The organism is Brevibacterium sp. 2SA (genome assembly GCF_005502845.1).
In the GTDB taxonomy this organism is placed as follows: Bacteria; Actinomycetota; Actinomycetes; order Actinomycetales; family Brevibacteriaceae; genus Brevibacterium.
The window spans coordinates 1-26,165 of sequence record NZ_SCMW01000003.1 but is presented as its reverse complement, the minus strand read 5'-3'; the positions used below and the strand labels follow the sequence as shown (position 1 = coordinate 26,165).

Sequence of the window (26,165 nt, the reverse complement as noted above, 5' to 3'; positions counted from 1 at the left end):
CTCCTAGATGTGTGTCGTGTGCTGGTGAGGGTCGGTGGGGCCGGGACCGCTCGGGTCCCGGCTGGGGTGGGTGCCTCAGCGGTGGTCGACGAGGCGGGCGATGCGGTCGCCGATGAACTGGATGAGGGCGACGATGACGACGAGGACGATGATGCACGCGATCATCGTGTCCGACTGGTAGCGCTGGTACCCGTAGGAGATCGCCAGGGCACCGAGCCCGCCTCCGCCGACGGCTCCGGCCATCGCCGTGTACGACACGAGCGTCACCGAGGTGACCGTGGCCGCACCGATGAGACCGGGCAGTGCTTCGGGGATGAAGACCTGCCTGATCACCTGGCCGTTCGAGGCCCCCATCATCAGCGCCGCCTCGACCTTGCCGTCGGAGACCTCCCGCAGGGCGTTCTCGACGAGGCGGGCGTAGAACGGAATCGCCCCGACCGTGAGCGCCACGACCGTGGCCTGCCAGCCGAGAGCGGTGCCGACCATGAACCGGGTGAACGGGATGAGCGCGATCATGAGGATGATGAACGGGATCGACCGGGTGATGTCGACGATGAGCGAGAGCACCCGGTAGACGATCGGGTGCGGACTCAGCCCGCCCTTCGACGTCGTGAACAGCCAGATCCCCAGCGGCAGGCCGAAGAGGACCGCGAGGCCCGTCGACCACACGGTCATGAGCAGGGTCTCGATCGTCGCCGGCCACATCTGGTCGGTGATCGCGGGGTTGTCGAACCACATCGGATCGTTCACTTTGCTGCCACCTCCTCGGCGTGGATGCCCTCGGAGGCGAAGGCGATGACGAGCTCCCTGGCCTGCGCGGGGCTCGCCACGGAGAAGCGGATGCGACCGACCTGACGGTTCTCGACCGTCTCGACGGCGCCGGCGAGGATCGCTTCGGCGTCGAGGCCGACGGTGCCCGCGCTGCGGAGCACGGCCGGCAGAGTCGTGCCGGCAAGTGCGACCTCGACGATCCCGGTGTCACCGTCGCCGAGTCCGACCGGGGGCAGGGGGACGAGATCCTTGGCCAGGGTCGAACCGGGCTCGGAGATCACCTCGGCGAGCTTCCCGGTCTTCGCGACCCGACCGTCGGCGAGCAGCGTCACGGAGTCGCAGATCTCGCGGACGACGGACATCTCGTGGGTGATGATGAGGACGGTGATGCCCAGCCGGTCGCGGAGGGAGCGGATGAGGCCGAGGATCTGCTCGGTCGTCGAGGCGTCGAGGGCCGAGGTGGGCTCGTCGCAGAGGAGGACCTTGGGTTCGGCGGCGAGCGCCCGGGCGATGCCGACGCGCTGGCGCTGCCCGCCGGAGAGCTGCGCGGGATGGTTGTCGACACGGTCGCCGAGGCCGACGAACTCGAGGAGCTCGCGGGCCTTCGCATGGCGTTCGGCCTTGCCGACTCCGGCGATCTGGAGCGGATGGGCGACGTTGTCGAGCGCCGTGCGCGAGTCGAGGAGGTTGACGTGCTGGAAGACCATGCCGATGTTCCGCCGCGCGCGGCGCAGCCCGCTGCCGGTCTGCTGGGTCAGGTCGGTGCCGTCAATGGCCACGGTTCCCGAGGTGGGACGGTCGAGTCCGGTGAGGCAGCGGATGAGGGTCGACTTTCCGGCACCGGAGCGTCCGACGATGCCGTGGATCTCGCCTGCGGGAACGCTGAGGTCGATCTCCTCGAGCGCGACGGTGTCTCCGAACACCTTCCGCAGGCCGCGCAGTTCGATCACAGGCTCAACTCCTCGTTGTCGTCTCCGGCTCCCCGGCTCGGTGGAGCGCAGGGTCCGGAGTGCTTCATGGTTCATGGGGGTGCTCAGTGCTCATGAGCGCAGGACCCGGCCGTGGCCGGATCGCGTCGTTGGCCCGCCGCCTGCGACGGTGGGGCAGGGGCGGGCAGTTCAGCATGTCAAAACGTCCGACCGCCGAGGTGCTGCCCAGGACATAAAACGTCGCATTGGCTGACCAACGTGACGAACACCTCAGTGAACAGATGGGGTCGGGGATTCGTCGGCGAGAGTTACCCCGCGGTTCAGATGTGCGTCATTGTCCGTCCATAGCGTGTCTGCCCGTGGTCTCCTGCGGTCCCGTGCGGAGACGAAGACTTCTCAGAGAGGTGGACGATGAACGACGAGAACCCCCACAGCGCCGAGGCGGCCGGGCGCGGCGGCTGGAACCGGCGCGGCATGCTCCAGGCCGCCGGAGCCACGGCCCTCGGTGCCGGACTGGCCGGCCTCGGGGCGATGCCCGCGGCCGCGAAACCCGGCAAGTCCAAGGGCAATGGCGCGGGGAACTCGGCGCAGGAGGGGATCGTGCGCAAGGAGCTGAAATTCTCCTCCTCCGGGGCGTTCACGATCGTCCAGTTCAACGACACGCAGGACTCGCACCGGACCGACGTGCGCACCACTGAACTCCAGAACGCCGTGCTCGACGATGTGAAGCCGAACTTCGTCGTCATCAACGGTGACGTCATCAACGGCGGACCGGGTTCGGTGACGGAGGTCAAGCAGGCGATCAACAACGTCGTCCTGCCGATGGAGGAGCGGAAGATCCCGTGGGCGCTGACCTTCGGCAACCACGACGAGGACAGCACCGGCAAGACCGGTTTCGACGAAGCCGACATGATCGCCTTCATCGACCAGTACGAGTACAACCTCAACACGACCGGTGCCGACGTCACCGGCACCTCGAACCAGGTTGTCACGGTCGCGGCCTCGAACGGCAATGCCGACGCCTTCGCGATCTGGCTCCTCGACTCCGGTCGCTATGCGCCCGAGGAGATCGCCGGACAGGACTTCGAGGGCTACCCCGATTGGGACTGGCTGCGCTATGACCAGGTCGAATGGTATGCGGAGACCTCCCGGGCGCTGGAGAAGAAGGCCAAGCGCAAGGTGCCGGGCCTCGTGTTCCAGCACATCGCCCTCCACGAGCATCGGGCGATGTGGTTTTCGAGCATCGACTCGCGCACCGACGCCGACCACGAGCGTGCCGTGAAGAAGCACAGCATCGTCGGTGAGCGCAACGAAGCCGAGTGCCCGGGACCGTTCAACTCGGGTCTGTTCAATGCGATGCTCGGCCGCGGCGACGTGCGCGGACTCTTCGTCGGCCACGACCACATCAACAGCTACAGCGGCAACTACTACGGCATCGAGCTCGGCTACTCGCCGGGCACCGGCTTCAACCCCTACGGTCTGCCCGGGGCGGAGAAGAACCGGATGCGCGGGGCCCGCGTGTTCACTCTCGACGAGGGTGCCGATGGCGTCTACACGGGGTCGGAGATCAAGTTCGCCCGCGACTACGGCATCGACACGAGCTCGGGCAACAAGCCGGGTGAGCCCGCGGAGTTCCCCTCCTACGTGAAGTGAGCTGATCTCGCCGAGGCGGGGCTGCGTGGTCGCTGATGAGGCGGCGGATGCGCAGCCCCGCCTTCGCCGTCAGGGTTCCTGCTGGCAGCGGAGCCGCCTCGGCGATGTGTCACTCCGGGGGTGGGGGAGCCGGGGCCCGGAAGCCGACGAGGCGGTGGCTGCCATCGCACAGGGGCGGGATTCCGCTCTTGCCGCAACGGCACAGGGCCACGACTCCGCGGTCGGTCACGGTGTCCTCGCGACCGGGTCCGGCAAGGATCGCGAAGCTGCCGCGCACGAGCAGCGGCCCGTCGGGACACGGAGTGATCGTCGCTGCGGGTTCGCTGTCGTCCATGGGGATCACCCTTTCTCAGACACCGTCGGTGCCCGGAGTGAGGTGCGGTCGTTCTGCCAGCTCTCCAGCATGTGGGTCCCCGTCAGTTCGTCGAGGTGGAGGCAGGCCCGGGCTCCGAAGAGGATGTCGGCGATGAGGCTCGGATCGTCGTCGGCGGCACCGCCGGCGAGGTCTCGGCCGGCGATCTGCTCGTGCACGGCATCGGCTTCGACATGTTCGTCGAAGTACTCCGTGACGTCCGCGCCGTACCCGTGTCGGCTGAACGCTCGCGAGTAGAGGCGGTTGGGGATCGACGAGGTCATCTCGAACGCAGCGAGATGCCCGATGGTCGCTCCCCGCAGGCGCCGGCTGAGCCCGAAGAGGTTCATCGCATTCAAGGCCGCGAGAGTGAGCGCCGGAACCTCGTCGAGGTAGTGGTCGGGCTCATCGCTGAGGCCGTAGCCGCGCATCGTGCGGGCGAAGATCTCCGCGTGGACCCGGTCGGGGGCGCCGCCGCCGTACTCGTCGGCTTGGATCTCGACGAGTGCTGCCTTGGCGCGGCCCCGCAGGCGGGGGATCGCCCACGAATGCGGGTCGGCCTCCCGGAGCGTGTAGATCGACTTGTGGATGAGGAATTCCCGCAGCTGATCTGCGGTCGCATGACGCGATGCCCAGGTCGCGAGCGTCGGCTGCGTGACCTCGGCGGTCATCGCGAAGAGGGCCTCTGAGACTTCCTCTCCGCTGGTCGGTTCCGGATCCGCGGTGGCGGTGCGCTCTCGCAGGGCGGCTTCGAAGGGCTCCTCGATGCTCCGGCGCAGCGCGATGAGGCGCGGATCCCACTCGACGTCCCCGCGGACGAAGGGGGCGGGCCCGGTGTGGAGGAGGTGGAGGAGGAAGAGTGACAGCTGGAGGTCCTCGTCGGCGACGATGTCCGCAGTCTCCCGCAGCGCCACCGGGGCCGCCTCGTCGAGGCGCTGCCACAGTGCGGCGGCGGAGTCCCGGTCCGCCTCGGTCTCCTCATGGGTGAGCACCGCGAGCAGCGCCGCACTCAGCGGTCCTCGCGGTTCGGGGGTGCCTCCTGGCAGGTGTGTCGCCGCGGTCCCGTCTGCCGCCGGCTCGAAGTGTGTGGTCGTCACCTCTGCTCCCTTCTCTCCAGCGCGGATCCGTCTCGTCTCAGGGTGCAATCTTCCTTGTTCGATGAAATAGCATGCCCGGCGATCGGTCAAGTGTCATTGCACGGCGCAGTCCGCCCGGTGAGCACATCACAGGGAGATCTGCTGCTCGTCTCGGGCACACTGAGGTCGGACCACCTCGGCGAGTTTCGTCACAGACGACGACGGGATCGCCAGGTAGGAGCCGTGGAGGGCCGGGTCGGCGGTGCCGATGGGATAGAGTCGATGAGGTTGTTTTCGCACGCGGTGATCCGTGCGCTGATTCCTCGAAGGACCTGCTCATGCCCTCGCCCGAAATCCCCTCTGCTCCGACGCGTGTCGATTCGACGACGCGTCCCGACTATCGGTCGGCGAGGGCGCGGATCCACCTCGCGCTGCTCATCGTCGTCACCGGTCTGCTCGCCGTCGGCACCACCGTGGTATTCGCACCGGGCGGCATGAACCCGGACACCCGATGGCAGCTGCATCAGGTCCTCGGCAACGAACCGCTCTCGGACTGGCATCCGGCGATCATGACGATCACCTGGATGTGGCTCGCGGAGCTGACCGGGCACGCCTCTGCGGTGCTCTACGTCCAGGTGCTGCTCATGTTCGTCACCGGGTTCGGGTTCGCCCTCTACCTCTTCGACGTCACCCGGTCGCGGGCCTGGTCCTGGGTCGGGCTGCTCTTCCTCCTCACCCCGCACCTCTTCACGTACATCGGTGTGCTGTGGAAGGACACGCAGATGGCGGAGATGTTCTTCGCCGCGGTCGTCTGCGCGCTGCTCGCGCAGCGGTTCAAGCGCCTGCGGTGGGTTCTGCTCATCATCGGTCTCATTGCCCTGACGTACGGGACCGCGGTGCGCAAGAACGCGTTCTTCGCCGTGCTGCCGCTCATCTATCTGCTCTCGTTCTCCGTCTTCGCGATCCGCTCCGCGCGTCCGCGGACATCGTGGCGGAAACGGCTGCTCTCCCCGGCGTTCGCGGCGACCACGGCCGCGGTGCTCGTTCTCGTGCTCGGGTCGGGAGCGATCCTCAACGCGATCTATCAGCCGCTCAAGACCCATCAGGTCTCCCAGGTGATGCTCGACGACGTCGTCTTCACGGTGCCCGGCTCGGAGCTGAGGACCACCGACATGGACCCGCAGCTGCGGGAGAACCTCCTGGCCGCCCAGAAGGTCTGCCGGGAGAAGGATGCCTATGAGGACTCCTACTGGCGCTGCTACGGGCGCGGGGCCGACGGGATCTACACGGCGATCGAGCACGTCGACGAGCTGCAGGACCTGTGGGTGCGCACGGTGCTCACCCGGCCCGACCGCTACCTCCTCTACCGCACGCAGACCTTCTCCCATCTCCTCTTCGACAACTACACCGACTGGGACGGCGCGACGGTCGAGAACGACCTGGGCTGGGAGACGAAGTACAAACAGGCCAACGATGCCGCGGAGACCTACGTCGAGAAGTTCGGGGCGCGCGATCTCTCATGGCTGTTCACCGGGTGGTTCTGGCTGCTGTGCGCAGTGCTCGGACTCGTCTGCGTCCGTCATGTCCGGCGCCTCGAGGCCTCATCCGGTCTCGCCCACCTGATGACGACGGTGACGACCCTGAGCCTGTCCGCGCTCATCTACATCGTCGGGTACTTCCCGATCGTGCCGGCCAATCACTTCCGCTACATCTACTGGCCCGCGCTGGCGATGAGCATGGCCGCCATCATGCTCGCCGCCGCCGGTTCGCTGGCGTGGAAGGCGAGACGACGGCCCGCGCCTGACGACCCGGGCGCGCCTGCCGACCCGGGCGCGGGAGCCGACCCGGGCGCGGGAGCCGCGAGTCCCGGCGACTGATCGGATAGAGTCGTTCAGGCTGTTCTCCGCCCGTCCGGCGGCGGACCAGTGCGTCAACCCTCTGAAGGATCCCCACATGCCCTCTGCCGACCACCCGGCGTCCGACCGGCCTGCCGTTCCGCTGCGACCCGACTACCGTTCTGCCTCGGCCAGGATCCATCTGGCTGTCCTCGGTGTCGTCGCGCTCGTGCTCGCGATCGGCACCAGCCTCGCCTTCGCGCCGGGCGGCATGTACGCGGACACGCGCTGGCAGCTGCATCAGGTGCTCGGCAACGAGCAGCTCTCGGATTGGCATCCGGCGATCATGACGATCACGTGGACGTGGCTCTTCGATCTCACCGGACACGCCTCGGCGATCCTCTACGTCCAGGTGTTCCTCATGTTCGGCATCGGCCTGGGCTTCGCGCTCTACCTCTATGACGTCACGCGGTCCCGTGGCTGGTCGTATGCGGGACTGGGGTTCCTGCTGCTGCCGAACATCTTCACCTACATCGGTGTGCTGTGGAAGGACACGCAGATGGCGGAGGCGTTCTTCGCCGCTGTGGTCTGCGCGCTGCTCGCGCAGCGGTTCAGGCGCCTGCGCTGGGTGCTCCTGGCTGTCGGTCTCGTGGCGCTGACGTACGGGACCGCGGTGCGCAAGAACGCGTTCTTCGCCGTGCTGCCGCTCATCTGGCTGCTGGCGTTCTCGACGTGGACGATCTGGTCGGCCCGAATCGCGCGGTCCTCACAGCCCGCCGAGGCGGAGGCGGCGGCGACCTCCAGGCCGTCCCCGGAAGGCACCGAGGCGGCCGCCACCGAGTCCGGACAGCGCGCCGAGGCGGGGCGGTCGATGTGGAGGCGGATCCTCGATCTGCGGTTCGTCGTCCTCACCGGAGCGGTGCTCGTCCTCGTCATCGGTTCAGGAGCGATCCTCAACGCGGTGTATCAGCCGCTCAAGACGCATCAGGTGTCACAGGTGATGCTCGACGACGTCCTCTTCACCATTCCCGCCGCCGAGCTCAAGACCCTCGACACCGACCCGGACCTGCGGGACAGACTCGTCGCCGCGCAGGCCAAATGCCGTGAGGCAGGATCGTACGAGGACGCGTACTGGCGCTGCTACGGGCAGGGGGCCGACGGCATCTACACGGCCATCGACCACACCGAGGAACTCCAGGACGTCTGGCTGTCCGAAGTCGTCACCCGTCCCGATCGCTACCTCATCTACCGCACCCAGACGTTCTCCCATTTCCTCTTCGACAACTACGCCGAATGGGGTGGAACGATCGTGGAGAACCCGATGGGCTGGGAGGTGAAGTACAAGCAGCTCAACGACGCGGCGCAGACCTATGTCGAGAAGTTCGGCATGGAGGACCTGCCGTGGCTGTTCACCGGCTGGTTCTGGACGATGCTGTCCGTCGTCGCCCTTGTCGCGCACCCGCGGATCCGCCGCCTGGGGGAGGCCGCAGGCTGGTCGCACCTGGCGACGGCGGTGACGGCGATGAGCCTGTCGACGCTGATCTACGTCGTCGGCTACTTCCCGATCGTGCCGGCCAACCACTACCGGTACGTCTACTGGCCGGCCATGGTGATGACGATGTGCGCGATCATGATCGCCGCTGCCGCACAGATGGCGTGGAGGGCGAAGCGCCGGAGAGCCGTGAGGCTCGGCGCGGACGCCGAGGCGGAGCGAGGGAACGACGACTGACGGCCCGTGAGGTGACGACTGACCGCCCGTGAGGTGACGGTTGACGGCCAGTGAGGTGAGGCGGCCGAGGCCGGCGGTCGTCTGAGAGCAGGGAACGCCCCGTCCGGACGGACGGGGCGTTCTGTGATGCTGGGGCTGGGGCCGTGCCGCTGGGGCTGGCGCTGTGTCGCTGAGACTGGCGCTGTGCCGCTGGACCTGCTCAGCGGAGGCGGACTCTCGGGCGGTCGTCTCAGGGGCGGGTGACGTGCAGCCGGTTCTGCGGTGCGGCGCCGCTCGACCCTGCCTCCGACCCCGGCTTCGGGGACGTCACGCTCGACTCCTGGGTCGGGCGCTCGATGGGCGCGTCGTGCTCCTCCTGGTCCTTCGACAGCGGCGTGGGGGCGCCGGCGGACTTGAGAGCCGGGATGACCGGAGCCACCGACTGCAGCCCGAGGTAGTGGAGGCGCGCGAGCTCACGACGACCACGGCGGATGCCGTCGAGGATGAGTCCGATGCTGCCCATCAGGATCGCCAGGAGCATGAGGATCGCGGCGAGGAACGCCGTCGGGAAGCGGGGGACGAGGCCGGTGTTGAAGTATTCGACGATCACCGGAATGCCGAGGATGAGCGAGAGCGCGCCGAAGATCAGCGTGAGCAGGCCGTAGTAGAGCCGGGGCCGCTCGTGCTGGACGAGCTGGGTGATGAGGCCGAGGATGCGGAAGCCGTCGCCGAACGTCGAGAGCTTCGACTCGCTGCCGTCGGGGCGGTCGCGGAAGCCGACGGGGTATTCGGCGCTCGGCAGGCGCAGGGCCATCATGTGAACGGTGAGCTCGGTTTCGATCTCGAAGCGCTTGCTGATCGCCGGGAACGATTTGACGAAGCGACGGGAGAAGACCCGATAGCCCGAGAGCATGTCGGTGACATGCGACTTGAACAGGCGGCTGGTGAGCCGGTTGAACATCTTGTTGCCCGACTCGTGGCCGGGCCGGTACGACGAGGTCGCCTGGGTGTCCTGCCGGACCCCGAGGACATGATCGTAGGGTCCCTCGAGGAGCAGATCGATCATCGCCGGTAGATCGGCGGCCTCGTACGTGTCATCGCCGTCGATGGTGACGTAGATGTCGGCTTCGATGTCGGAGAACGCCCGGCGGATGACGTTGCCCTTGCCGGTGAAGTATTCGTGGCGGACGACCGCACCGGCGGCGAGGGCCTCTTCGACGGTGCGATCGGTGCTGTTGTTGTCGTAGACGTAGACCGTCATCTCGGGAACTGCGGCGGAGAGATCACGCACGACCTTGCCGATCGTGATCTCCTCGTTGTGGCACGGCACGATCGCCGCGATGCGCAGTCCGGTGGGACGGTCGGTCATATGAAGCTCCTTGGGGATGCCGTGAGTGCGTGCGAGGGTGCACAGGGCTCCGGCAATTATAGCCAGTTGCCAGGGTCGACACACCGGACGCTCAGCTTCCTCGCGGGCGTCACCTGGGGCGGCGGCTCGTGGGCAGACTCCGTCTGTGGTGAAGCGCACAGGCGCTGCCGTCGGGGGAGCCGTCAGCGACCCCACCGGACGGCGAGTTCGCTCTCACCCGGCCGCTGTTGCATGGCGAGCAGGTGAAGTGTCGAGGAAGCATCTGTGAAGTCGTGCGGATTTCTCCGCTGTGCGAAGTCGGCGCGGTTACGGTAGTCGCTTGACTGAGTCACCGGGCCGCGACCACCGCGCGGCCCGATCCCCGACCTCGACATCAGTTGCTGAGGAGCCCCCATGAACTCTGCGCGATCGATTGCCCGTTCGAGCTGGGTGTGGGATGTCGTCCTCGGTGGTCTGAGCATCGGGTGGGCCGTCGTCTTCGTGCGCCTCTACGCCCCCGGTCGCGTCAACGTCGACATCGCCAACCAGTACGCACAGGCGGTGGGCGCGATCCCGTTCTCTGATTGGCACCCGCCCGTCATGGCCGTCGTGTGGCGCGGCCTCATCGACCTCACCGGAGAGCAGGCGAGCCTGTTCGTCCTCCAGACCGGCCTCATCGCCGGGTCGTGCTGGGTGCTCGGTGCCATCATCCACCGCTGCGGGGCGCCGAGGTGGGTCAGCCTTCTCGGTCCCGCCGTCATGGTGATGCCGTGGACGCTGTCGCAGATGACGACGCTGTGGAAGGACACGCAGATGGCCGCGGCGCTGCTCGCCGCCATCATGCTGCTCACCGTCGCGCGCCTCGTGCCGAAGACGTGGCCGCTGTGGGTGCCGGCACTCGTTCTGATCACCTACGCGGTCGGGCTGCGCAAGAACGCCGTATTCGCGATCATCCCCATCGCCGTCTACCTCGGGTGGTGCCTCGTCACCGCACTCGCTGCGCGGCGGAGTCGACGTCACGGGATGGCCGCTGTCGAGACACCCCCGTCTCACCGGACGCGGGCGCGCGCGGTGCTCGCCACCGCCTCGGCGGGAGTCGTCGTCCTCATCATCCTGGTCGGCGGGGTGAAGGCGACTGATGCAATCATCGCCGCCCGCTACGATGTTCAGCCCACCGGGCAGATCTCACAGGTCCTCCTCGACGACGTGATGTTCTCGGTGCCCGACAAGGAGCTCATGGCCTCCGACGCGCCCCCGGAGCTCAAAGCGAAGATCGGTGCGGCCCGCCCGAAGTGTCTGCAGATGGGGGAGATCTGGGACGCGTACTGGAACTGCTACGGCAAAGGCGCGACGGGTGAGAACTTCAGCCCGATCGCCGACCAGGACGCACTCAGGCAGCTCTGGCTGGACACCGTCATCACCCACCCGCTGCGCTACGTCGAGTACCGGGCAGCCGTGTTCTCCTATTATTTCTTTTCCTCCAGCCTCGAGTACTGGCCCGCGGAATGGCATGGGGAGGGGACGAAGGTCGGCTACGCACAGGGTGACGAGAAGGCCGACTACCTCTTCCGCCCGTATGTCGAGGACTTCGCCCTGGCCACGTTCCCGATGGTGTTCAAACCGTGGTTCTGGTCTCTGCTGGGGGTGCTTCTCGTCGCCGCTGCGCTTCGCCTGAGACGAGCCGAGACCTCTCGCGGCTCAGCTCCCCGGCCGACCCCCAGCCTCGTCCCGGAGATCGTGATGCTCGCCACCTCGGCGCTGTGCTATGTCGCAGGTTACTTCCCGATCGTGCCGGCCAACCACTTCCGATACACCTTCTGGCCTGCGCTTGCGGTGACCGTCGGCGTGGTCCTCACCCTGGGAATGTGGTCGGCGCGACGTGGGCACGTTCAGCGAGTCCGGAAGCAGACAACATAGAGTAGAGCTGTCATGCAAGAGTCTGTCTCGATTCGGCTTCGGCGCCTCGCGGTGGAAGCCTTCAAATTCCTCACCGTCGGCGGCGTCGGTTTCATCGTCGACGTCGGACTCTCGAACCTCCTCACCTACGGGCTCGGCCCGGTGCCTGCGCTTCTCGAGGGCAGCCCCATCAAGGCGAAGATCATCTCGACGATCGCCGCGATGATCGTCGTGTGGATCGGCAACAAGCTGTGGACCTACGGGGATCGCACCACCGACTCCAATGTCCGCGGCATCATCCTCTTCATCGCCGTCAACCTCGCCGGCATGGCGATCTCCGTCATCCCGCTCGGCGTCACCTGGTATCTGCTCAACATGCGCGACCAGCTCACCTACAACATCTCGACGAACGTCATCGGCATCGCCCTGGCCATGGCCTTCCGGTTCTACGCGTACCGGACATGGGTGTTCAAGGCAGCATCACCCGCCGCCGAGGTGGTCGTCGAACTCGACGAATCGAGCTCGGTCACCGACGACCGCAGCTGAGGGCCACGGACCGGTCCCAGAGTCCTTCGAAGGTCACCGCCCAGCGTCCCCGTGCGTCGTGCTCAGCGGCCGTACCGAATCCGCCTATAGGCCTTGACGACGATCGGCGGGGTGTAGATGCGGGCTTCGGCACGCAAGAGCATTCGCTTCTGCTTGAGCACGGCCTTCCGGCGATTCGGCAGCTGTCCGGTGCGGGACCGGGTGGCGAGCAGGCCGAGGCTGCGACGCAGACTTCCGTCATCGATGTGGAAGTAGTTTCTCGCCAGCCACTCCTCGCTGGGAAAGCCGATTCTGCCCGCTGCGACATCGGCGAGACTGCCAGTCGCGCCCGAATCCGCGAAGACTTCGTTGAGCAGTGCCCGGTCGAAGCCGAAGTCCGAGATGAGCAGGGTGGGAATGTCACGGTCGATCGATTCGAGCGCCGCTGTGGAGGAGAGCGTGACGAGCGCCGAACCGGGGGTGAGGAACGCCGTGAGCGGACCGTAGCCGATCTCGAGACGATCGGCTCCGGGCACCTTGCGAGCCTTGAACTCGTCGATGATCTCGAAGTACGAGTGCTGCTCGCGGTGCGTTTCGTGCTCGCCCGGCCGGGACCGCATCTTCACCACGGTGCGGGAATCGGGATGCCGGAGTGCGAACTCCACGAGTGCGGCGATGATCGACTCACGCTCGGCGGCCGACTCGGGCACCTTCGCCTGCGGGGCGAAGACCAGGGTCGTCGGCACCCCTGCCGGTGACCCGCCGGCCGGGCGATCCGGCACGCCCGGCGAACGCAGCATCGGGAGGCGGGCGAGGAGGATCTCGGCGGGCACCCGCCGCAGCGCGCTGACGGCCCGGTACTCGTCCACCTCGGTGAAGGAGTGGGCGAGGAACGCATCCATGAGTCTGCGGTAGTTCATCCCCTTGCCGCTGGCCGGCAGTCCCATCCCGGGCAGTCCCGAGACGAGCGCGGGACGCGGTTCGAGTGCACTGGCGGTGAGGAACAGCTGGGCGACGATGGGACCGGTGGCCGCACCGAGAACGATGTCGGGCGCGTGATTGGCGATGACCTCGCCGAGTTCGCTGCGGCTGATGATCGGAACCTCATGGCCCTCCCACGCGGTACCGGCGATCGCATGGGTGATCTGCTCGTTCGTGGGAAGGATCGGATTGTCGATGAGGTAGACGTGGGCCTCGACATTGGGCAGCGTGCTCAGCAGCTGAGTCGCCCACTTGAGGTACGACTCGCTGTCGGAGACGGAGACGACGCTGATCGTCTCCCGCTCCGAGCGGGCGCGCGCGGAGTCCTCGGCACCGACGGAGCGAGCAGTGCCGGCGGGCGCGGCCGGGGTGCCGGCAGGATGCGGCGTGACGGTGTCGGCCACCGGAGTTTCGTGCTCGGAGGCGTGAGGGGTATCAGGAATCGAGATCACCGGCCACAGTCTGTGCGTTGAGGGACGTACGCAGACTATCGGGAGACGTCCCGGTCCACCATTCACGGGGGATCTCCGTGACATCGATGCGGACATCGGGGTTGAGCACCGCCAGGGAGACTGCCGCCGTGCTCGGGAGGCTGCGGATGACCGATTCCGCCGGCAGGTTGATCAGGCGCAGTTCGATCGGCAGTCCGACGTGTTTGATCCGCACCCGGTCGTCGGCTCCGAGCTTCGCCAGGAACTCCGCGGACTCACGACGGTGCGGGTAGTAGGTGATCGGACCGGCGGCGAGCAGACCCTCGAGCCAGGCGAGGTAGGCCTCTTCGCGGATGAGTCCGTCAGCGGCCAGCGAGGATCCGATGACCGGAGTGTCCCGCGAATGGCTGCCGCCGGTGGGCAGCGACTGGAGGTGTTCGAAACGATGCCGGGTGATCTCCGCCCCGGTGCGCAGAAAGGCATTGCGCAGCGCCTTCGGCACGGGAAGCGCGGTGTGCCAGCGGAGCTTGCCCCCGGAGGCCAGGCCGCGCAGTCGGTCGGCGACATAGGCGGCCATGACCTCCCGGGACGGCTTGAGCTTCTGACGTGGGCGCACGAGCGGTCCCCGCTTGGCGGCGAGGGTCTCAATCGTCGAGTACGTCGCCAGCCCGTCATCGAGGATGACGATCTCCGGCATCCGCCGTTCCAGGTACGCCATCGACAGCGCTTTGTGCACCTGGCCCGAGCAGGCGTCACCGATGTAGATACTCGACGGCGACATCTTCCTGAGGATGCCCGGCTTGGCCCCCTCGCGTTCGAGGCGAACGCGCTTGGGCAGCCAGGCGGGGTCGAAGGCGTCGAGGAACGACGTCATCCCCTTCGCGTTCGCGCGAGCTCGGATGAGCAGCTCTTCGTGCGGTTCGTGCGCTTCGAGCGCGGAGAGGAACTGGAGAGGCGATTCTGCGAAAGCGATCGCCGTGCGAGCCATGTCAGCGGCGTCCGGTCAGCTTGGCGACGTCGATCTTGATCCCACGGCGGTCGAGCTTCGAGAGCGCGGACTTCGCATTCTTGCGCAGGATCCGCTTCCCCGTGCGCAGCACTCGCCCGCGGTTCGACGCCTCGAGGCTGCCGGGCAGATCGAGGCGGGTGAGGCGCTTGCGTTTGAAGTACACCATGTCGCCCGTGCCGACGGCCGCCGTGAGGAAGCGCACGGCGGGTTCGCGCAGGTGAGTCATGATGGTCGACTGCATGCAGTAGGTGACGGCGTCGATGAGAGCATTGAAGTCCTTGAGCCCGCGGCCGCCCGGTCGGTCCTCGAGGACATAGCCGCCGCGATTGAGCGCATCGACGATCGTCAGCGGGATGCGGTTGCTGTTCTGATACGGGGCGATCCGCTCGAGGAGCAGCTCCGTGCCGACGACAGCGGTCTCGGTTCCGTACAGCGCTTGGGTGGTCACGAGCCCGGTGGAGAAGCACGAGACGACGAGCCGGGGCTGCGTCCGGGATGCCACCACCTCGGCGAGGACGGGCACATCAGCGAGGACGAAGCGCAGGCCGAGGGCCTCCGCGCGCCGCCTCAGCGGTTCGGCGACGGTCCGGGCCGATGTCGGGTGGGGCTTGAAGATCACCGTGCCCACTCCGCGCTTCTTCACCTCGTCGAGCATGTCGAGGTGGAGCTGGATCTCCTCCTCCTCGGTGATGAGCTCGATCTCCGCAAGGTACTGGCCGAGGACCAGGGCGCTGTCGTCGATCGGATTCGACAGGCCCGCAGAGGTCAGGGCGTCGTCGGATTCCTGGGCCATCTCCTCGATGACCGGACGGAGTTCGTCGACGGTCAGGGCGATGCGATTCGGAGCGTGTTCGGCGAGCTGCCGGGGCATGACTCCGGGAAGCAGGTCGGTGTAGTGGACGTTCTCGAGGCGCTGCCAGAGCGGACGACCGAGGGGATTGCGCACCGGCCCGTAGCTCATCAGGCCGTCGGAGTGCACGGAGATCGGAGCGTCGGCGAAGACCTGGGTGAGCGCGTGTGCCGGATGGCCGGGCAGCGACTCGACGACGAGGGAGATGTCCTCGTCAGGGGAGAGCGACCACAGGTGTTCGAGCAGCGTGCGCATGATCGGCGCCCGCGTCGGCGAGATGCCGAACTGCTTGGGGTGGCTCGGCCAGATGGCGGCATTCCAGTCGACGACCGAATCGAACCGACTGAGCAGGGTCGTCGAGCCGAGCAGGTCGATCGCCGATGGGGTGATCTCGGGCGCGTAGGCGTTGTTGGCGACCACGAGGATGCGGCGTTCGTCGGCCGACCCGAAGTGACCGGCGTTGATGTTCGCGGCCACGTTGGCGAGCTGATACAGGGTGGAGACCTGGATGAGCTGTGTCATGCCTGTGCCCTCCTCAGAACCGGGGCGATGACCGGAACTCGGTCATCGCCGAACTTCTCGACCACCCGATCGACGAGTTCGGGTTTGATCATCTTGACGTTCGTCGTCGCACCGGCGAACAGCTTCTGCTTCACCTCGGCGGTCATCTGGTCCGATCGTTTGACGAGCTGGTGGTAGAGGATCGACAGGAAGTTCCGCACGGCCTTCGTCTCGAACTCGTCGATCTCCGGGTCGCTCTCGAGCATTGCGAAGACGGTCCGGAAGGCCGGGATGAAGTCGAGCTGCCGTTCGTCGTAGATCGAGGTCAGCGACGTCGACATTCCCTTGCGGTAGCACAGGCCTGCGGAGTTGATGACGGCGAACGAATCCGACTCGAGGTGCTGTCGCCACGTCCAGGGGCGGTCCTCACAGGTCCGCAGGGCGGGATCGAAGGTGAGCAGGCCGCGATCGGCCATGCTGCGGGTGAAGATGCCCGTCCAGCACGCCGGGTAGTCGACCATCGTCGGCATGTTCGCGGGCATGATGTAGTCGCGCGGATTGAGCGGACGGTTCCGGAGAGCACAGGGCGCCTGGTTGAGGCTGCGCTTGGTGCCTTCGACGAGGACGTAGTCGATCTTGACGAAGTCGACGCCGAGTCCGGTGATCGCATCCGTCATCTTCCGCAGGTGACCCGGCGCGTACCAGTCGTCTCCGTCGAGGTAGGTGATGGTCTGGCCGGTGGACGCCTCGAGCGCCAAGTTGCGCGACGCCGAGACACCGAGCGAGGTGGGGTTCTCGATGGTCACGAGATTGAGTTTGTCCTCGTACTCGGCGATGACTTCAGCCGAGTGGTCCTCCGAGCCGTCGTTGACGACGAGGACTTCGAGTTCGTCGGGGGCGAACCCCTGCATGGTCAAGCTCTTGAGACTGCTCCCAATGGTCTGTTCGGCGTTCTTCGCCGCGATGATGACGCTGGTCAGGGGAGTGGTCATGGGGTCCTTTCGCTGCTGAGCACGGCCGCAGGGGAATGCCGCACGTGCATGGGCTCAGACGATGGTAGACACGGCTGAGTAACAGCAGGTGACGACAGGGTTAACGACACGGTTCGAGGAGTTCACCGAAGGTTGGCCTCGAGAGGCCGGCTGCGTGCGGATTCCGCTGTGCCGGATTCCGCACGCAGGCACGGTTCTGTCCTATGCGCACGGGAAACCGCCCCGACGGACACCTGTCCGTCGGGGCGGTTCGCCTGCTGACTTCAGAGGACTGAGATCAAGCGGTGACCTTGCGGAGGGAGTCGATCTTCGACTCCTCGCCGGGCATGACGCGCTTGACGCCGTCACCCATGGCCTGTTCGAGGACGCGCACGCCCTTGACGAGCGAGGCGAACTCGCGCGGCTCCATCGATGCCGACTGGTCCGATCCCCACATCGAGGAGTCGAGGGTGATGTGACGCTCGATCGTCACCGCGCCGAGCGCGGCGGCGGCGAAGGAGATCTCGAGGCCGAGCTCGTGGCCCGAGTAGCCCACGGGCACCCCGTAGCGCTCCCGCATCGCGGGGATCGCGAGGAGGTTGACCTCCTCCGGCGGCAGCGGATACGTCGAGGTGGCGTGCATGAGGACGAGCTTGTCGCGGTCGAAGACCTCGACGGCGGCATCGAGGGTCGCCCAGTCGGACATGCCGGACGAGCAGAGCACCGGCTTGCCGGTCTCGGCGATCGCGCGGAGGAGTTCGAAGTCGGTCAGCGACGCCGAGGCGACCTTGTAGGTGAGCGCATCGAACTGGTTCTCGAGGAACTCGACGGAGTCGACGTCCCACGGGGAGGCGAACCACTGCAGGCCGAGTTCCTTCGCGTAGCGGTCGATCTCCGTGTACTCCTCGCGTTCGAACTCGACGCGGAACTTGTAGTCGAGGTAGGTCATCTCGCCCCACGGGGTCGAGCGCATCTTCGACTTCTGGTGTTCGGGCACGGCGACATCGGGGTTGCGCTTCTGGAACTTCACTGCCTGCGCGCCTGCGGTCGCTGCGGCATCCATGAGCTGCTTGGCGATCTCGACGTCACCGTTGTGGTTGATGCCGATCTCACCGATCATGTACACGGGCTGGCCGGGTCCGACGAGCTGGTCGCCGATGGCCACGGGGGCGATGTGATCAGTCATGAATCCTGCTTTCGTTCGTACGCGGTGAGTGCCGCCGCGCGGGGTGGGTGGTGCGATTCCTTGTGGAGTTGTGTCTGCGGTGTGGAGTTGTCGGTGGGGCCGCCGGGAGGCCGCGCTCCGGTGTCTGGCTCAGCTGCGGGCGGGAATGAGGTCGCAGACCTCACGGACCGCGCCCCGTCCGCCGGGCCGGTCGAGAACGACTCGAGCGGCGGCGAGCACCTTGGGGTGGGCGTCCGCGACGGCGATCGGCCACCCGACGACGTCGAAGGCTTCGAGGTCGTTGATGTCGTTGCCGACATAGGCGACGCGGGTGGCGTCGAGGCCCTGCGCGTCGATCCACGACCGCAGAACCTCCGACTTATTGTCCACACCCTGGGTTACGTCGATATGAAGTTTCTCCGCCCTGCGGGTGACCACAGGGTTGCGTTCCTTTGAGAGAATCATGACAGGGAAACCTGTTTTCACCAAGCGTGAGATTCCCATTCCGTCGCCGCGATGGACCCTGACCTGCTCGTTTCCGTCCTCATCGACATAGGCGCCGTCGTCGGTGTGGACGCCGTCGAAGTCCGTGACGAGCGCGTCGACGTCGATGACCTGAGCCGTCTCCTGCGTCGAGGCGATCGCGCGGACCAGCGTGAGGTCGGACATGTCGTCGATCTCGCGGGCGTGCTCGGGCGGGACCTCCTCGATGCCGACCCGGCCGAAGAAGCGGTGTCCGCTCTCGAGCAGCCCGGCCGTGCGCATGACGTAGAACGCCCCGGTCTCGTTGAAGTGCTTGGCTCGGTCCTGGCGCCGTGGGCGAAAGGCCTTGTCATGGCCGACGGCGACCGCCTCGGCGTCGTCGTCGAGGCGCCAGAGGAACGAATGGTCCTCGACGGCGGAGAACACGACGTCGTCCTGTCCGTCGGCGACCCGGCACACGGCATTGTCGATCGAGGCGGAGTCGATGAACGGCGACGTGCACTGCATGAACACGGTGACGTCGAAGTCCTCGTCGAGGGTGTTCAAGGTGTGGATGATCGCCGATTCGCTCGTCGCTGTGTCCCCGGCGATCTCCGCGGGACGGTGGGACACCTCGGCGCCGGCCCGGATCGCCTCCGCGGCGATGCCCTCGTGGTCGGTCGAGACGATGACCCGGTCGATGCTCGGGGTGGCCTTCGCCGCGTTGATCGCCCGGGCGAGCAGCGAGACGCCCGCGACCTTCTGGAGGTTCTTCAGGGGGATGCCCTTCGATCCGCCGCGGGCGGGGATGATGGCGACGGTTCGCGATGTGTTCGGCTCGGATGTCCTCGTGTCCACCGAGGTGGGAGCGGGTGTCGCCGAGGCGGGAGCTGGGTGGTTCGGGATGGCGGTGTCAGTCACAATGCCCCGAACCTAACGACGGGCCGTGACGCGCAGGTGAACAGCCGGTGTCGCCGAGGCGACCCCGTCATGTCGAGTTCAGGTCAGCGCCAGGTGACGTTCCACATCCTGTTGTTCCACGCCTCGAACGGGATGACCTCGCCGGTGTAGATCGGCCAGAAGTACGCGAACGCGAGCACCGCGGCGGCGAGGATGAGACCGACGCCGAGGCGGCGGGCCAGCAGCGTCCACGAGGGCCGGCCGCCTCGGCGCCGGGAGACGCGGGAGGTTTCGGGGGATGTCGGAGTGCCGGTCGCCGGTGGCTGGCCGGGGGGCATTGTCGTGTCGGTGTCCGGTGACTGACCGGCGACTGTCTGTGGTTCGGGAGCGGAACCCGGCGTCGCCGGGGACGGTCGGACCGCCTCGGCGAATGGGGGAGCGGGATTCCGCCTGCCCCACAGCAGGGTCAGGCAGTACGTGAGCGCGAGGACGACGAAGGGCACCATGACGATCGTGTAGAACGTGAAGATCGTCCGCTCCTGGTAGGCGAACCACGGCAGCCACGTCGCGGCGAGTCCGGCGAGGATGACCCCGCAGCGGACGTCGCGGCGGATGATCCACGCGGCGAGGACGATGAGGAGCGCGACGGGTGCCAGACCCCAGATGACGGGGTTGCCCACCGAGGTGATCGCCGAGGAGCACCGGATCGCCTCGCACCCGAGATCGCCCTGGTTGAGGGATTCGTAGTAGAACGACGTCGGCCGCCACTGGACGATCCAGCCCCACGGGTTGGACATGTAGGGGTGCTCGGCGTCGAGGCCGACGTGGAACGAGTACGCCGTGTAGTGGTAGCGCGCGAGCGAGGGCAGCCAGTACAGCCACGACGGCAGGGACTGCCACCAGCCGGGCGTCTCGGCCGCCCACTGCCGGTCCCAGCCGTCGTCGGAGAGGATCCAGCCCGTCCACGTCGCGATGTAGGTGATGAGGGCGACCGGCACGAGCGAGAGGAACGCCGGGATGCTGTCGCGGATGAGGGCGCCGAGCCACGGATGGACGACGCCGGCGCGGAAACGGGAATGGACGTCCCAGGCGACGACGAGGATGCCGAACGCCGCCAGGGCATAGAGGCCCGACCATTTCACGCCGGTGGCGAGTCCCAGGCTGATGCCCGCGGCGATGAGCCAGGGTCGCGCGCCGAGGCGGGGGCCGAAGTTGATCGCGTCGGCGACCTTGGCGCGGGCGGACTTCGCGGCGGGGCTCTGGGCTTCTGCGGCGTGGCTGGCTGCGGGGTCTGCGGCGGATTCGCTCGTCGGCGGGGGAGCGCTGTCGAGTCCCGCGGTCCAGCGGGCGAGTCGCTTCGTCACCTGCTCGCGGTCGAGGAGGATGAAATAGAAGGCGAGCAGGATGAAGGCCATGAGCACGATGTCGAGCAGGCTCGTGCGGGAGTGGACGAAGTGCTCGCCGTCGACGGCGAGCAGACCTGCGGCCACGCATGCGAAGAAGGCTGATCGGAACAGCTTCCAGGCGACGAGGCCGATGAGGAAGATCGTCAGGGTGCCGACGATGGCGACGGAGAAGCGCCAACCGAAGGAGTCGTCGGCGCCGAAGAGGTCGATGCCCCATCCGATGACCCATTTGCCCAGCGGCGGATGGACGACGTACTCGGGGCCGGACTCGATGACGCTCGGGTCGCCGGCGTTGAACGAGTCGTCGGCGTTCTCCGGCCAGGCGCGCTCGTAGCCGAAGGTGACGACCGAGTAGGCATCCTTGACGTAGTAGGTCTCGTCGAAGATCAGCCGCGGCGGGAAATCGAGGCGGAAGAGGCGCAGAGCGCCGCTGATGAGAGTGATGACGATGAGTGCCGGCCACATCCACACCGGAGCCCGGGTCGCCCACATGCCCGCGGAGAAGGTCGTCCTGCGCAGAGCCGCAGCTCCGGCGAGGACAGCCTCGCGCCGGCGGGCCCGGGTCTCGCGTGCGACGCGGCGCGACGGGCCGGTGTTCTGTCTGCGGTCTGTGCGGGCGGATGACTCCGCCGTCGGTGACATCTCCTCGCGCACGGCCGCTCGGGCCGCCGAGGTGGCCGCAGCCTCTGTCGTCGGCTCTGGGCTGGCCGCCGGCTTGCGGCCGGTCGTCGGGTCAGGGGCGCTCGACGACTCGGGGCCGGTCGTCGGGTCAGGGGCGCTCGACGACTTGCGGTCGGTCGTCGGGTCAGTGTTGCCCGACGACTCGGGGCGGGTCGTCGGGTCGGAGGACCGCCTCGGCGATGGGGGATCATGGGGAGCTGTCATCACCGCCAAGTCTAGGGTGCGGCGCCGACCAGCCCGTTCAGCTTGCGCTCGGTCGTGTCTCGGACGTCGGGCCGCCTCGGCGCGCGTCATTCCCTGCTGCCGCCCTGTGGCGGCGCAGTGGTGCAAATGGCGGTATCGCACGCGGGGGAAGGCAGTTAGGCTGATCACTACAGGCATTGCACAACGTGCTGTGCGAGAAGTTCCGTGTACGAGCGAAGACGGTGATGAGAGTGTCGAACAACCCGAACTACCGCCCGAGCGACCCACCCCAGGTCGGTTCCCAGCAGTTCGGCTCCGAATACGGAGCGTCCCAGCCGTCGCTCGGTTACGGTTCCGGACAGCCCGGCTACGGCACTGGCCAGAACGGCTACGGATCGGGCCAGAGCGGCTATGACCAGGTCAGCTACGGTGGCGGCCAGTACACGGACTACGGGCAGTACCTCGACTCGGTGGGACCCTCGGGCGGGCAGCCCGCGATGGGCCAGCCGGGCGGTTTCAGTCAGCCGGTCACCTACGGCACGTACGGTGCGCCGATGGTCGTCTACCGCAGGCCGAACACACTGGCCGGGTGGTCGATGTGGATGGGCATCATCGGCCTCGCCGGCGGTTTCGTCTGCTGGCTGCTCGCGATGATCCCGGTCATCGGGTGGCTCTTCAGCTTCCTCGCGATGCTCCTGTGGCTGGCGCCCATCCTCGCGGTGATCTTCGGGCACGTGGCGCGCGGCCAGATCAAGCGCACCGGCGAAGACGGGCGGGGTCAGGCGACGGCGGGCCTCGTCATGGGTTACATCAGCATCGGCCTGGCGATCCTGGCCATCGTCATCATCGCGATCGTCGGGGTGAGCCTGTTCGCGATGTTCGCCGCGACGGCCTGAGCGGCGGACTCGACTTCACCGGGCGGCCCACCGCCCGGCATCGGTCGCAGAGGGTGCCTCCGACGGTCGACGATGCAGGATTGCAACACGTTCGCCTTTGGTCTCGGTGCCGTGCTCGGTACGGTTGAGGGAGAATCCCCGAGGAGAGAAGTCATGAGCAGTCAGAACAACTGGAACAATCCCGACATGTACTACCAGCAGCCGCAGTCCGGGCAGCCGTCGAACAGCTACGATCCCAACGGCTACCAGGCCGCGAACAACCAGCAGGTCGCGAACTACGGAAGCGCGTACGGTCCTGCGAGCTATGGCAGCGCCGGGGTCGGCTACCAGCAGCTGGCACCCACGAACACCTTGGCGATCATCGCCCTCGTCGCCTCGATCTTCGGCACCATCTCGGGCGTCTTCCTCGCGGGCATCGCCGGGATCGTCATGGGCCACATCGCCCGCAAGCAGATCAGGGAGCGCGGCGAGCGCGGCGACGGGATGGCGATCGCCGCCCTCTGGGTCGGCTACATCGGCACGAGTCTCTGGATCCTCTTCTGGATCGTCTACATTCTCTTCTTCGTGGCGATCCTCGGGGTCGGATTCCTCGGCAGCGCCGGCTCGTACAGTTGACGAGGCCGCATCCCGCACGGTGGCCGACTGCACCGGCGCCTGAGCCGACGACGCCCGATCCTGTTCTCGGTCCCGATCCTGTACTCGGTGAGGAGGCGGACGGGCTGCCCCCGGATGCGTTCGGCGCTCCTGAACTCAGCAACCCAGAGACTCGTGATACTGAGTCCGGTGACTCAGAGTCCGGTGACCGAGAGTTGTATGACATCGGGGCGGGCCACCGCTATTCCGGTGCTCCCGAATCCGGTGGTCCCGGGTTCGGTGACCCGCAGCCTGATGACCGCGATTCAGGCCACCAGTCCGCGGCACCGCGTGCCGACGGATCGCACGCTTCCGACAGAGCTGACCACGCTGCCGACAGAGCTGGCCACGCTGCCGACAGAGCTGGCCACGCTGCCGACAGAGCCGACGCAGGCTCGCACGGCGATCCCTCGATGGACGAGGACGCAGCCGACCCGTCACTCGACCCCAAGCCGGCAGGCGGACGACTGATCCTTGTCGGGACTCCGATCGGCAACCTCGGCGATGCGAGCCCGCGGATGCGGGAGGCGATCTCGACTGCCGACGTCATCGCCGCCGAGGACACCCGCCGCTTCCTCTCCCTCGCTCAGCGTCTGGGGATTGCGCACACGAAGCGCGTGCTCAGCGTCTTCGACCACAACGAGCAGTCCCGCGCGCCCGAGATCGTCGACCTCGTCCGCGGCGGTCAGACCGTCGTCCTCCTCAGCGATGCTGGGATGCCGGCGGTCTCCGACCCCGGATATCGCGTCGTCAGGGCGTGCGCCGAGGCGGATCTGCCGGTGACCGCGACGCCGGGGCCGTCCGCGGTGCTCATGGCGCTCGCCGTCTCCGGTCTGCCGAGTGATCGCTTCAGCTTCGAGGGCTTCCTGCCCCGGAAGTCCGGGGCTCGCCGGACGCTCTTCGACGAGCTCAAGTCGGAGAAGCGGACGATGGTCTTCTTCGAAAGCCCGCACCGGATCGCCGAGGCGATGGACGACCTCGCATCGGTCATCGGCCCCGACCGGCCGATGAGTATCAGCCGGGAGCTGACGAAGACGTACGAGGAGACGCTGCGTGGGACCGTCGGGTCCCTGCGCGAGCTCGCCGCCGATGGTCTGCGCGGGGAACTCACCCTCGTCCTCGCCGGTGCCACCGAGGTGGAGACGGCTCCGGAGGACCACCTCGGCGAGATGGAGGAGCTGGTCGAGTCGGGTGTGCGCGCGAAGGAGGCGGCCGGCCAGATCGCGAAGCGCTTCGGTCTGTCCAAGCGGGAGATCTACGAGGCCTGGCTCCACCGCGAGTGACCGCGGTGCGGGGTGGGCGGTGGGACCGGCGCGTCCGTGCGCGGTCGGCCCGTCGGGCCCGTCGTGCGGCCCCACTTGCGTGCGATCGGCTGTGGACGGTTTGGGCTCACTTTCGTTTGGGCGGCACTGTTCGCAACGTGAGCTGCTCGTGCTCGACAGAGCTCAAAGCGGCGTGGTCAAGGGTTGCGGTTCGATCAGCGAGCTCGTCTGACGCTTCCGACTCGTCTCGCAGTGTCGACGCGAACTCGAGTGCTGGCACGCTCGCCTGCGGTGATGCGTCTCTGAGGAACTGCGACCGCCGGGGACGTGGCGGCCCGGCGACGTCAGGGACGGTGACGCTGGTGCGTTGCCGTCACGCCCCCTGGGGAGACTGCGAGCACTCGCGTTCGCGCAGCCTGTGGACGCTCATCGCGTTTCCACAGGACACCCGATCGCAGATGCGGCGGCCGACTGCGGGCGCCAGAGTGTGCGGATGGACGATCACAGGGAACAGCCGACATGCAATGTGGTGACCTCTCAGACCCTGCGTGCAGCAGGGGTGACCAGCGTGGAGATCAGTCGAGCTGTCGACTGCTGTCTCATCCGCGTCTGCCGCGGGGTGTATTCGATCGCCGTCGCCTGCACGGTTCCTCGCCATGCGCGCATCCGCGAGCTGATCACGGACACGGTGTGGACTGATCGGTTCCAGGACTCTTCGATAGCCGAACAGATCGAGAATCGTGCGATTCGCACTCAGTTGGCACGGCTCGAGGTGATCCACTACCCGCACTATCGCCGCGGCGATGTCGTCTCCGGTGTGTCTGCAGCGCTGCTGCACGACCTGCCGATGTTCGACCTGCCGCTCCGACCGTTGACAGTCATGCATCCGACTGCGAGCACGCTGAGCCCGGCCATCCGCCGCTTCCGGCGCGCGGTGCCCTGCGCTGATCGGGCGAACCTGTCGGACGTGGACGTGACGAGCTCGATCCGCACCAGCCTGGACCTCATCGAGTACGGCGGTCCAGTTGCGGGGTACGCCGCCTTGGAGGCCACCCTGCGACGCGGCGTCCACAAGCGGTACGGACTCAAGAAGCGTCTGGGGTTCGCCAATCCCCATGTGCTCGCGGACATCGGCCGGAACCTCGTCGCCCACGACTTCGCTCCCGCTGCACTCCGACTGGCGCGTGGACGCAGACGAGCTCTCACCCTGCTTGCGCACATCTCTCCGCTGTCGGAGAGCTACGCGGAGAGTCGAAGTTCGTTCAATCTCCATCTCCTCGGCCTCCACGATTTCGACCAGCAGTGGAATGTCGCCCACGACGGGGACTTCCTCACGAGGCTGGACTTTCTCCACCGGCAGACGAGGACGGCGTTGGCCGTCGATGGTTCCGGCAAGTACGTGGAGTTCGGACGCAGTCGCCTGAAGCGGGAGAGCTACCAGCACAACATGCTGCTGACGATGGGGTACAAGGTCGTCCACTTCGCCTTCCGAGACATTCTCAATCCACAGGTGTTCGGGGCGAAGCTCTTCGAACAGGCACCGGAGCTGCTGAAGTTCAGGGGCAAGCCCCTTCGCCTCTGAGCCTGCTCTGCGTCGACCGGCAGGGGTGCCGGGAGCGAGTCCTCGCCACAGCTCACTCTGGTTTCCAGGGCTCATGCCAAGAACCGAGCCCTGGAAACCAGGGTGAGCTCTAACGCCGTGGGGCTGCAGGCGCGCCTTCCCGCCGGCCCTGTGCGCGGG

Annotated in this window: 22 protein-coding genes; 9 read left to right on the top strand and 13 right to left on the bottom strand. The window is 67.1% G+C overall.

Annotated features, from left to right (window positions below; translation table 11 throughout):
• Positions 1 to 75: 75 nt before the first annotated feature.
• A complete protein-coding gene (locus FFS20_RS02145) occupies positions 76 to 750 on the bottom strand; it encodes a methionine ABC transporter permease (RefSeq protein ID WP_137824298.1) in 675 nt (224 codons plus the stop codon).
• A complete protein-coding gene (locus FFS20_RS02140; protein ID WP_137824297.1) occupies positions 747 to 1,721 on the bottom strand; it encodes a methionine ABC transporter ATP-binding protein in 975 nt (324 codons plus the stop codon). The genes FFS20_RS02145 and FFS20_RS02140 overlap by 4 nt, the downstream gene beginning before the upstream one ends.
• 390 nt (positions 1,722 to 2,111) lie before the next feature.
• Here FFS20_RS02140 and FFS20_RS02135 point away from each other — a divergent pair, with 390 nt between their 5' ends.
• A complete protein-coding gene (locus tag FFS20_RS02135; RefSeq protein WP_249356437.1) occupies positions 2,112 to 3,353 on the top strand; it encodes a metallophosphoesterase family protein in 1,242 nt (413 codons plus the stop codon).
• 109 nt (positions 3,354 to 3,462) lie between these two features.
• On the opposite strand, the gene FFS20_RS02130 is transcribed toward FFS20_RS02135, so the two are convergent.
• The 3 genes from FFS20_RS02130 to FFS20_RS17845 form a co-directional block, all read right to left on the bottom strand.
• Positions 3,463 to 3,687 carry a CDGSH iron-sulfur domain-containing protein gene (locus tag FFS20_RS02130; RefSeq protein WP_171006949.1) on the bottom strand — a complete coding sequence of 75 codons (225 nt, stop codon included), beginning with the start codon at positions 3,685 to 3,687 and terminating at the stop codon, positions 3,463 to 3,465.
• Positions 3,688 to 3,692: 5 nt separating this feature from the next.
• A complete protein-coding gene (locus FFS20_RS02125; protein ID WP_249356434.1) occupies positions 3,693 to 4,802 on the bottom strand; it encodes an iron-containing redox enzyme family protein in 1,110 nt (369 codons plus the stop codon).
• A 126-nt stretch (positions 4,803 to 4,928) separates the two neighbouring features.
• Entirely contained in the window at positions 4,929 to 5,081 is a 153-nt protein-coding gene (locus tag FFS20_RS17845) for a hypothetical protein (protein WP_171006948.1), read from the bottom strand.
• Positions 5,082 to 5,119: 38 nt separating this feature from the next.
• Between FFS20_RS17845 and FFS20_RS02120 the strand changes: the two genes are divergently transcribed.
• On the top strand, positions 5,120 to 6,658 hold the full coding sequence (locus FFS20_RS02120) for a hypothetical protein (protein WP_137824296.1): 1,539 nt from the start codon (positions 5,120 to 5,122) through the stop codon (positions 6,656 to 6,658).
• 76 nt (positions 6,659 to 6,734) lie between these two features.
• The gene (locus tag FFS20_RS02115; RefSeq protein WP_137824295.1) at positions 6,735 to 8,345 is read left to right on the top strand and encodes a hypothetical protein; all 1,611 of its coding nucleotides are present in this window, start codon (positions 6,735 to 6,737) and stop codon (positions 8,343 to 8,345) included.
• Between the two features lie 229 nt (positions 8,346 to 8,574).
• On the opposite strand, the gene FFS20_RS02110 is transcribed toward FFS20_RS02115, so the two are convergent.
• Positions 8,575 to 9,693, bottom strand: a complete 1,119-nt coding sequence (locus tag FFS20_RS02110; protein WP_137824294.1) for a glycosyltransferase — start codon at positions 9,691 to 9,693, stop codon at positions 8,575 to 8,577.
• 393 nt (positions 9,694 to 10,086) lie between these two features.
• Here FFS20_RS02110 and FFS20_RS02105 point away from each other — a divergent pair, with 393 nt between their 5' ends.
• Together FFS20_RS02105 and FFS20_RS02100 are read left to right on the top strand one after the other, a co-directional pair.
• A complete protein-coding gene (locus tag FFS20_RS02105; protein WP_137824293.1) occupies positions 10,087 to 11,589 on the top strand; it encodes a hypothetical protein in 1,503 nt (500 codons plus the stop codon).
• Positions 11,590 to 11,640: 51 nt separating this feature from the next.
• On the top strand, positions 11,641 to 12,114 hold the full coding sequence (locus tag FFS20_RS02100; protein WP_249356432.1) for a GtrA family protein: 474 nt from the start codon (positions 11,641 to 11,643) through the stop codon (positions 12,112 to 12,114).
• Between the two features lie 62 nt (positions 12,115 to 12,176).
• Here the strand turns inward: FFS20_RS02100 and FFS20_RS02095 are convergent, their stop codons facing one another.
• The 7 genes from FFS20_RS02095 to FFS20_RS02065 form a co-directional block, all read right to left on the bottom strand.
• The gene (locus tag FFS20_RS02095) at positions 12,177 to 13,478 is read right to left on the bottom strand and encodes a DUF6716 putative glycosyltransferase (protein ID WP_249356431.1); all 1,302 of its coding nucleotides are present in this window, start codon (positions 13,476 to 13,478) and stop codon (positions 12,177 to 12,179) included.
• 31 nt (positions 13,479 to 13,509) lie between these two features.
• Positions 13,510 to 14,493: a hypothetical protein gene (locus FFS20_RS02090; protein ID WP_137824291.1), complete on the bottom strand. Its 984-nt coding sequence runs from the start codon at positions 14,491 to 14,493 to the stop codon at positions 13,510 to 13,512.
• Position 14,494: 1 nt separating this feature from the next.
• The gene (locus FFS20_RS02085; protein WP_137824290.1) at positions 14,495 to 15,886 is read right to left on the bottom strand and encodes a polysialyltransferase family glycosyltransferase; all 1,392 of its coding nucleotides are present in this window, start codon (positions 15,884 to 15,886) and stop codon (positions 14,495 to 14,497) included.
• A complete protein-coding gene (locus tag FFS20_RS02080) occupies positions 15,883 to 16,857 on the bottom strand; it encodes a glycosyltransferase family 2 protein (RefSeq protein ID WP_137824289.1) in 975 nt (324 codons plus the stop codon). Before FFS20_RS02080 ends, FFS20_RS02085 begins: the two co-directional genes overlap by 4 nt.
• 277 nt (positions 16,858 to 17,134) lie before the next feature.
• Complete coding sequence (locus FFS20_RS02075) at positions 17,135 to 18,022, bottom strand: N-acetylneuraminate synthase family protein (RefSeq protein ID WP_137824288.1); 888 nt, start codon at positions 18,020 to 18,022, stop codon at positions 17,135 to 17,137.
• A 129-nt stretch (positions 18,023 to 18,151) separates the two neighbouring features.
• Positions 18,152 to 19,384, bottom strand: a complete 1,233-nt coding sequence (locus FFS20_RS02070) for an acylneuraminate cytidylyltransferase (protein WP_137824287.1) — start codon at positions 19,382 to 19,384, stop codon at positions 18,152 to 18,154.
• An 83-nt stretch (positions 19,385 to 19,467) separates the two neighbouring features.
• Positions 19,468 to 21,654, bottom strand: a complete 2,187-nt coding sequence (locus FFS20_RS02065) for a phospholipid carrier-dependent glycosyltransferase (protein ID WP_137824286.1) — start codon at positions 21,652 to 21,654, stop codon at positions 19,468 to 19,470.
• Positions 21,655 to 21,878: 224 nt separating this feature from the next.
• Between FFS20_RS02065 and FFS20_RS02060 the strand changes: the two genes are divergently transcribed.
• From FFS20_RS02060 to FFS20_RS02045, 4 genes are all read left to right on the top strand, one after another.
• Positions 21,879 to 22,529 (top strand): DUF4190 domain-containing protein, encoded by a 651-nt coding sequence (locus FFS20_RS02060; RefSeq protein ID WP_171006947.1) that lies wholly within the window; start codon positions 21,879 to 21,881, stop codon positions 22,527 to 22,529.
• A 153-nt stretch (positions 22,530 to 22,682) separates the two neighbouring features.
• A complete protein-coding gene (locus tag FFS20_RS02055; protein ID WP_137824284.1) occupies positions 22,683 to 23,144 on the top strand; it encodes a DUF4190 domain-containing protein in 462 nt (153 codons plus the stop codon).
• A 431-nt stretch (positions 23,145 to 23,575) separates the two neighbouring features.
• Positions 23,576 to 24,445: a 16S rRNA (cytidine(1402)-2'-O)-methyltransferase gene (gene rsmI / locus FFS20_RS02050; protein ID WP_137824283.1), complete on the top strand. Its 870-nt coding sequence runs from the start codon at positions 23,576 to 23,578 to the stop codon at positions 24,443 to 24,445.
• A 397-nt stretch (positions 24,446 to 24,842) separates the two neighbouring features.
• Entirely contained in the window at positions 24,843 to 26,006 is a 1,164-nt protein-coding gene (locus FFS20_RS02045) for a hypothetical protein (protein ID WP_137824282.1), read from the top strand.
• Positions 26,007 to 26,165: the final 159 nt, after the last annotated feature.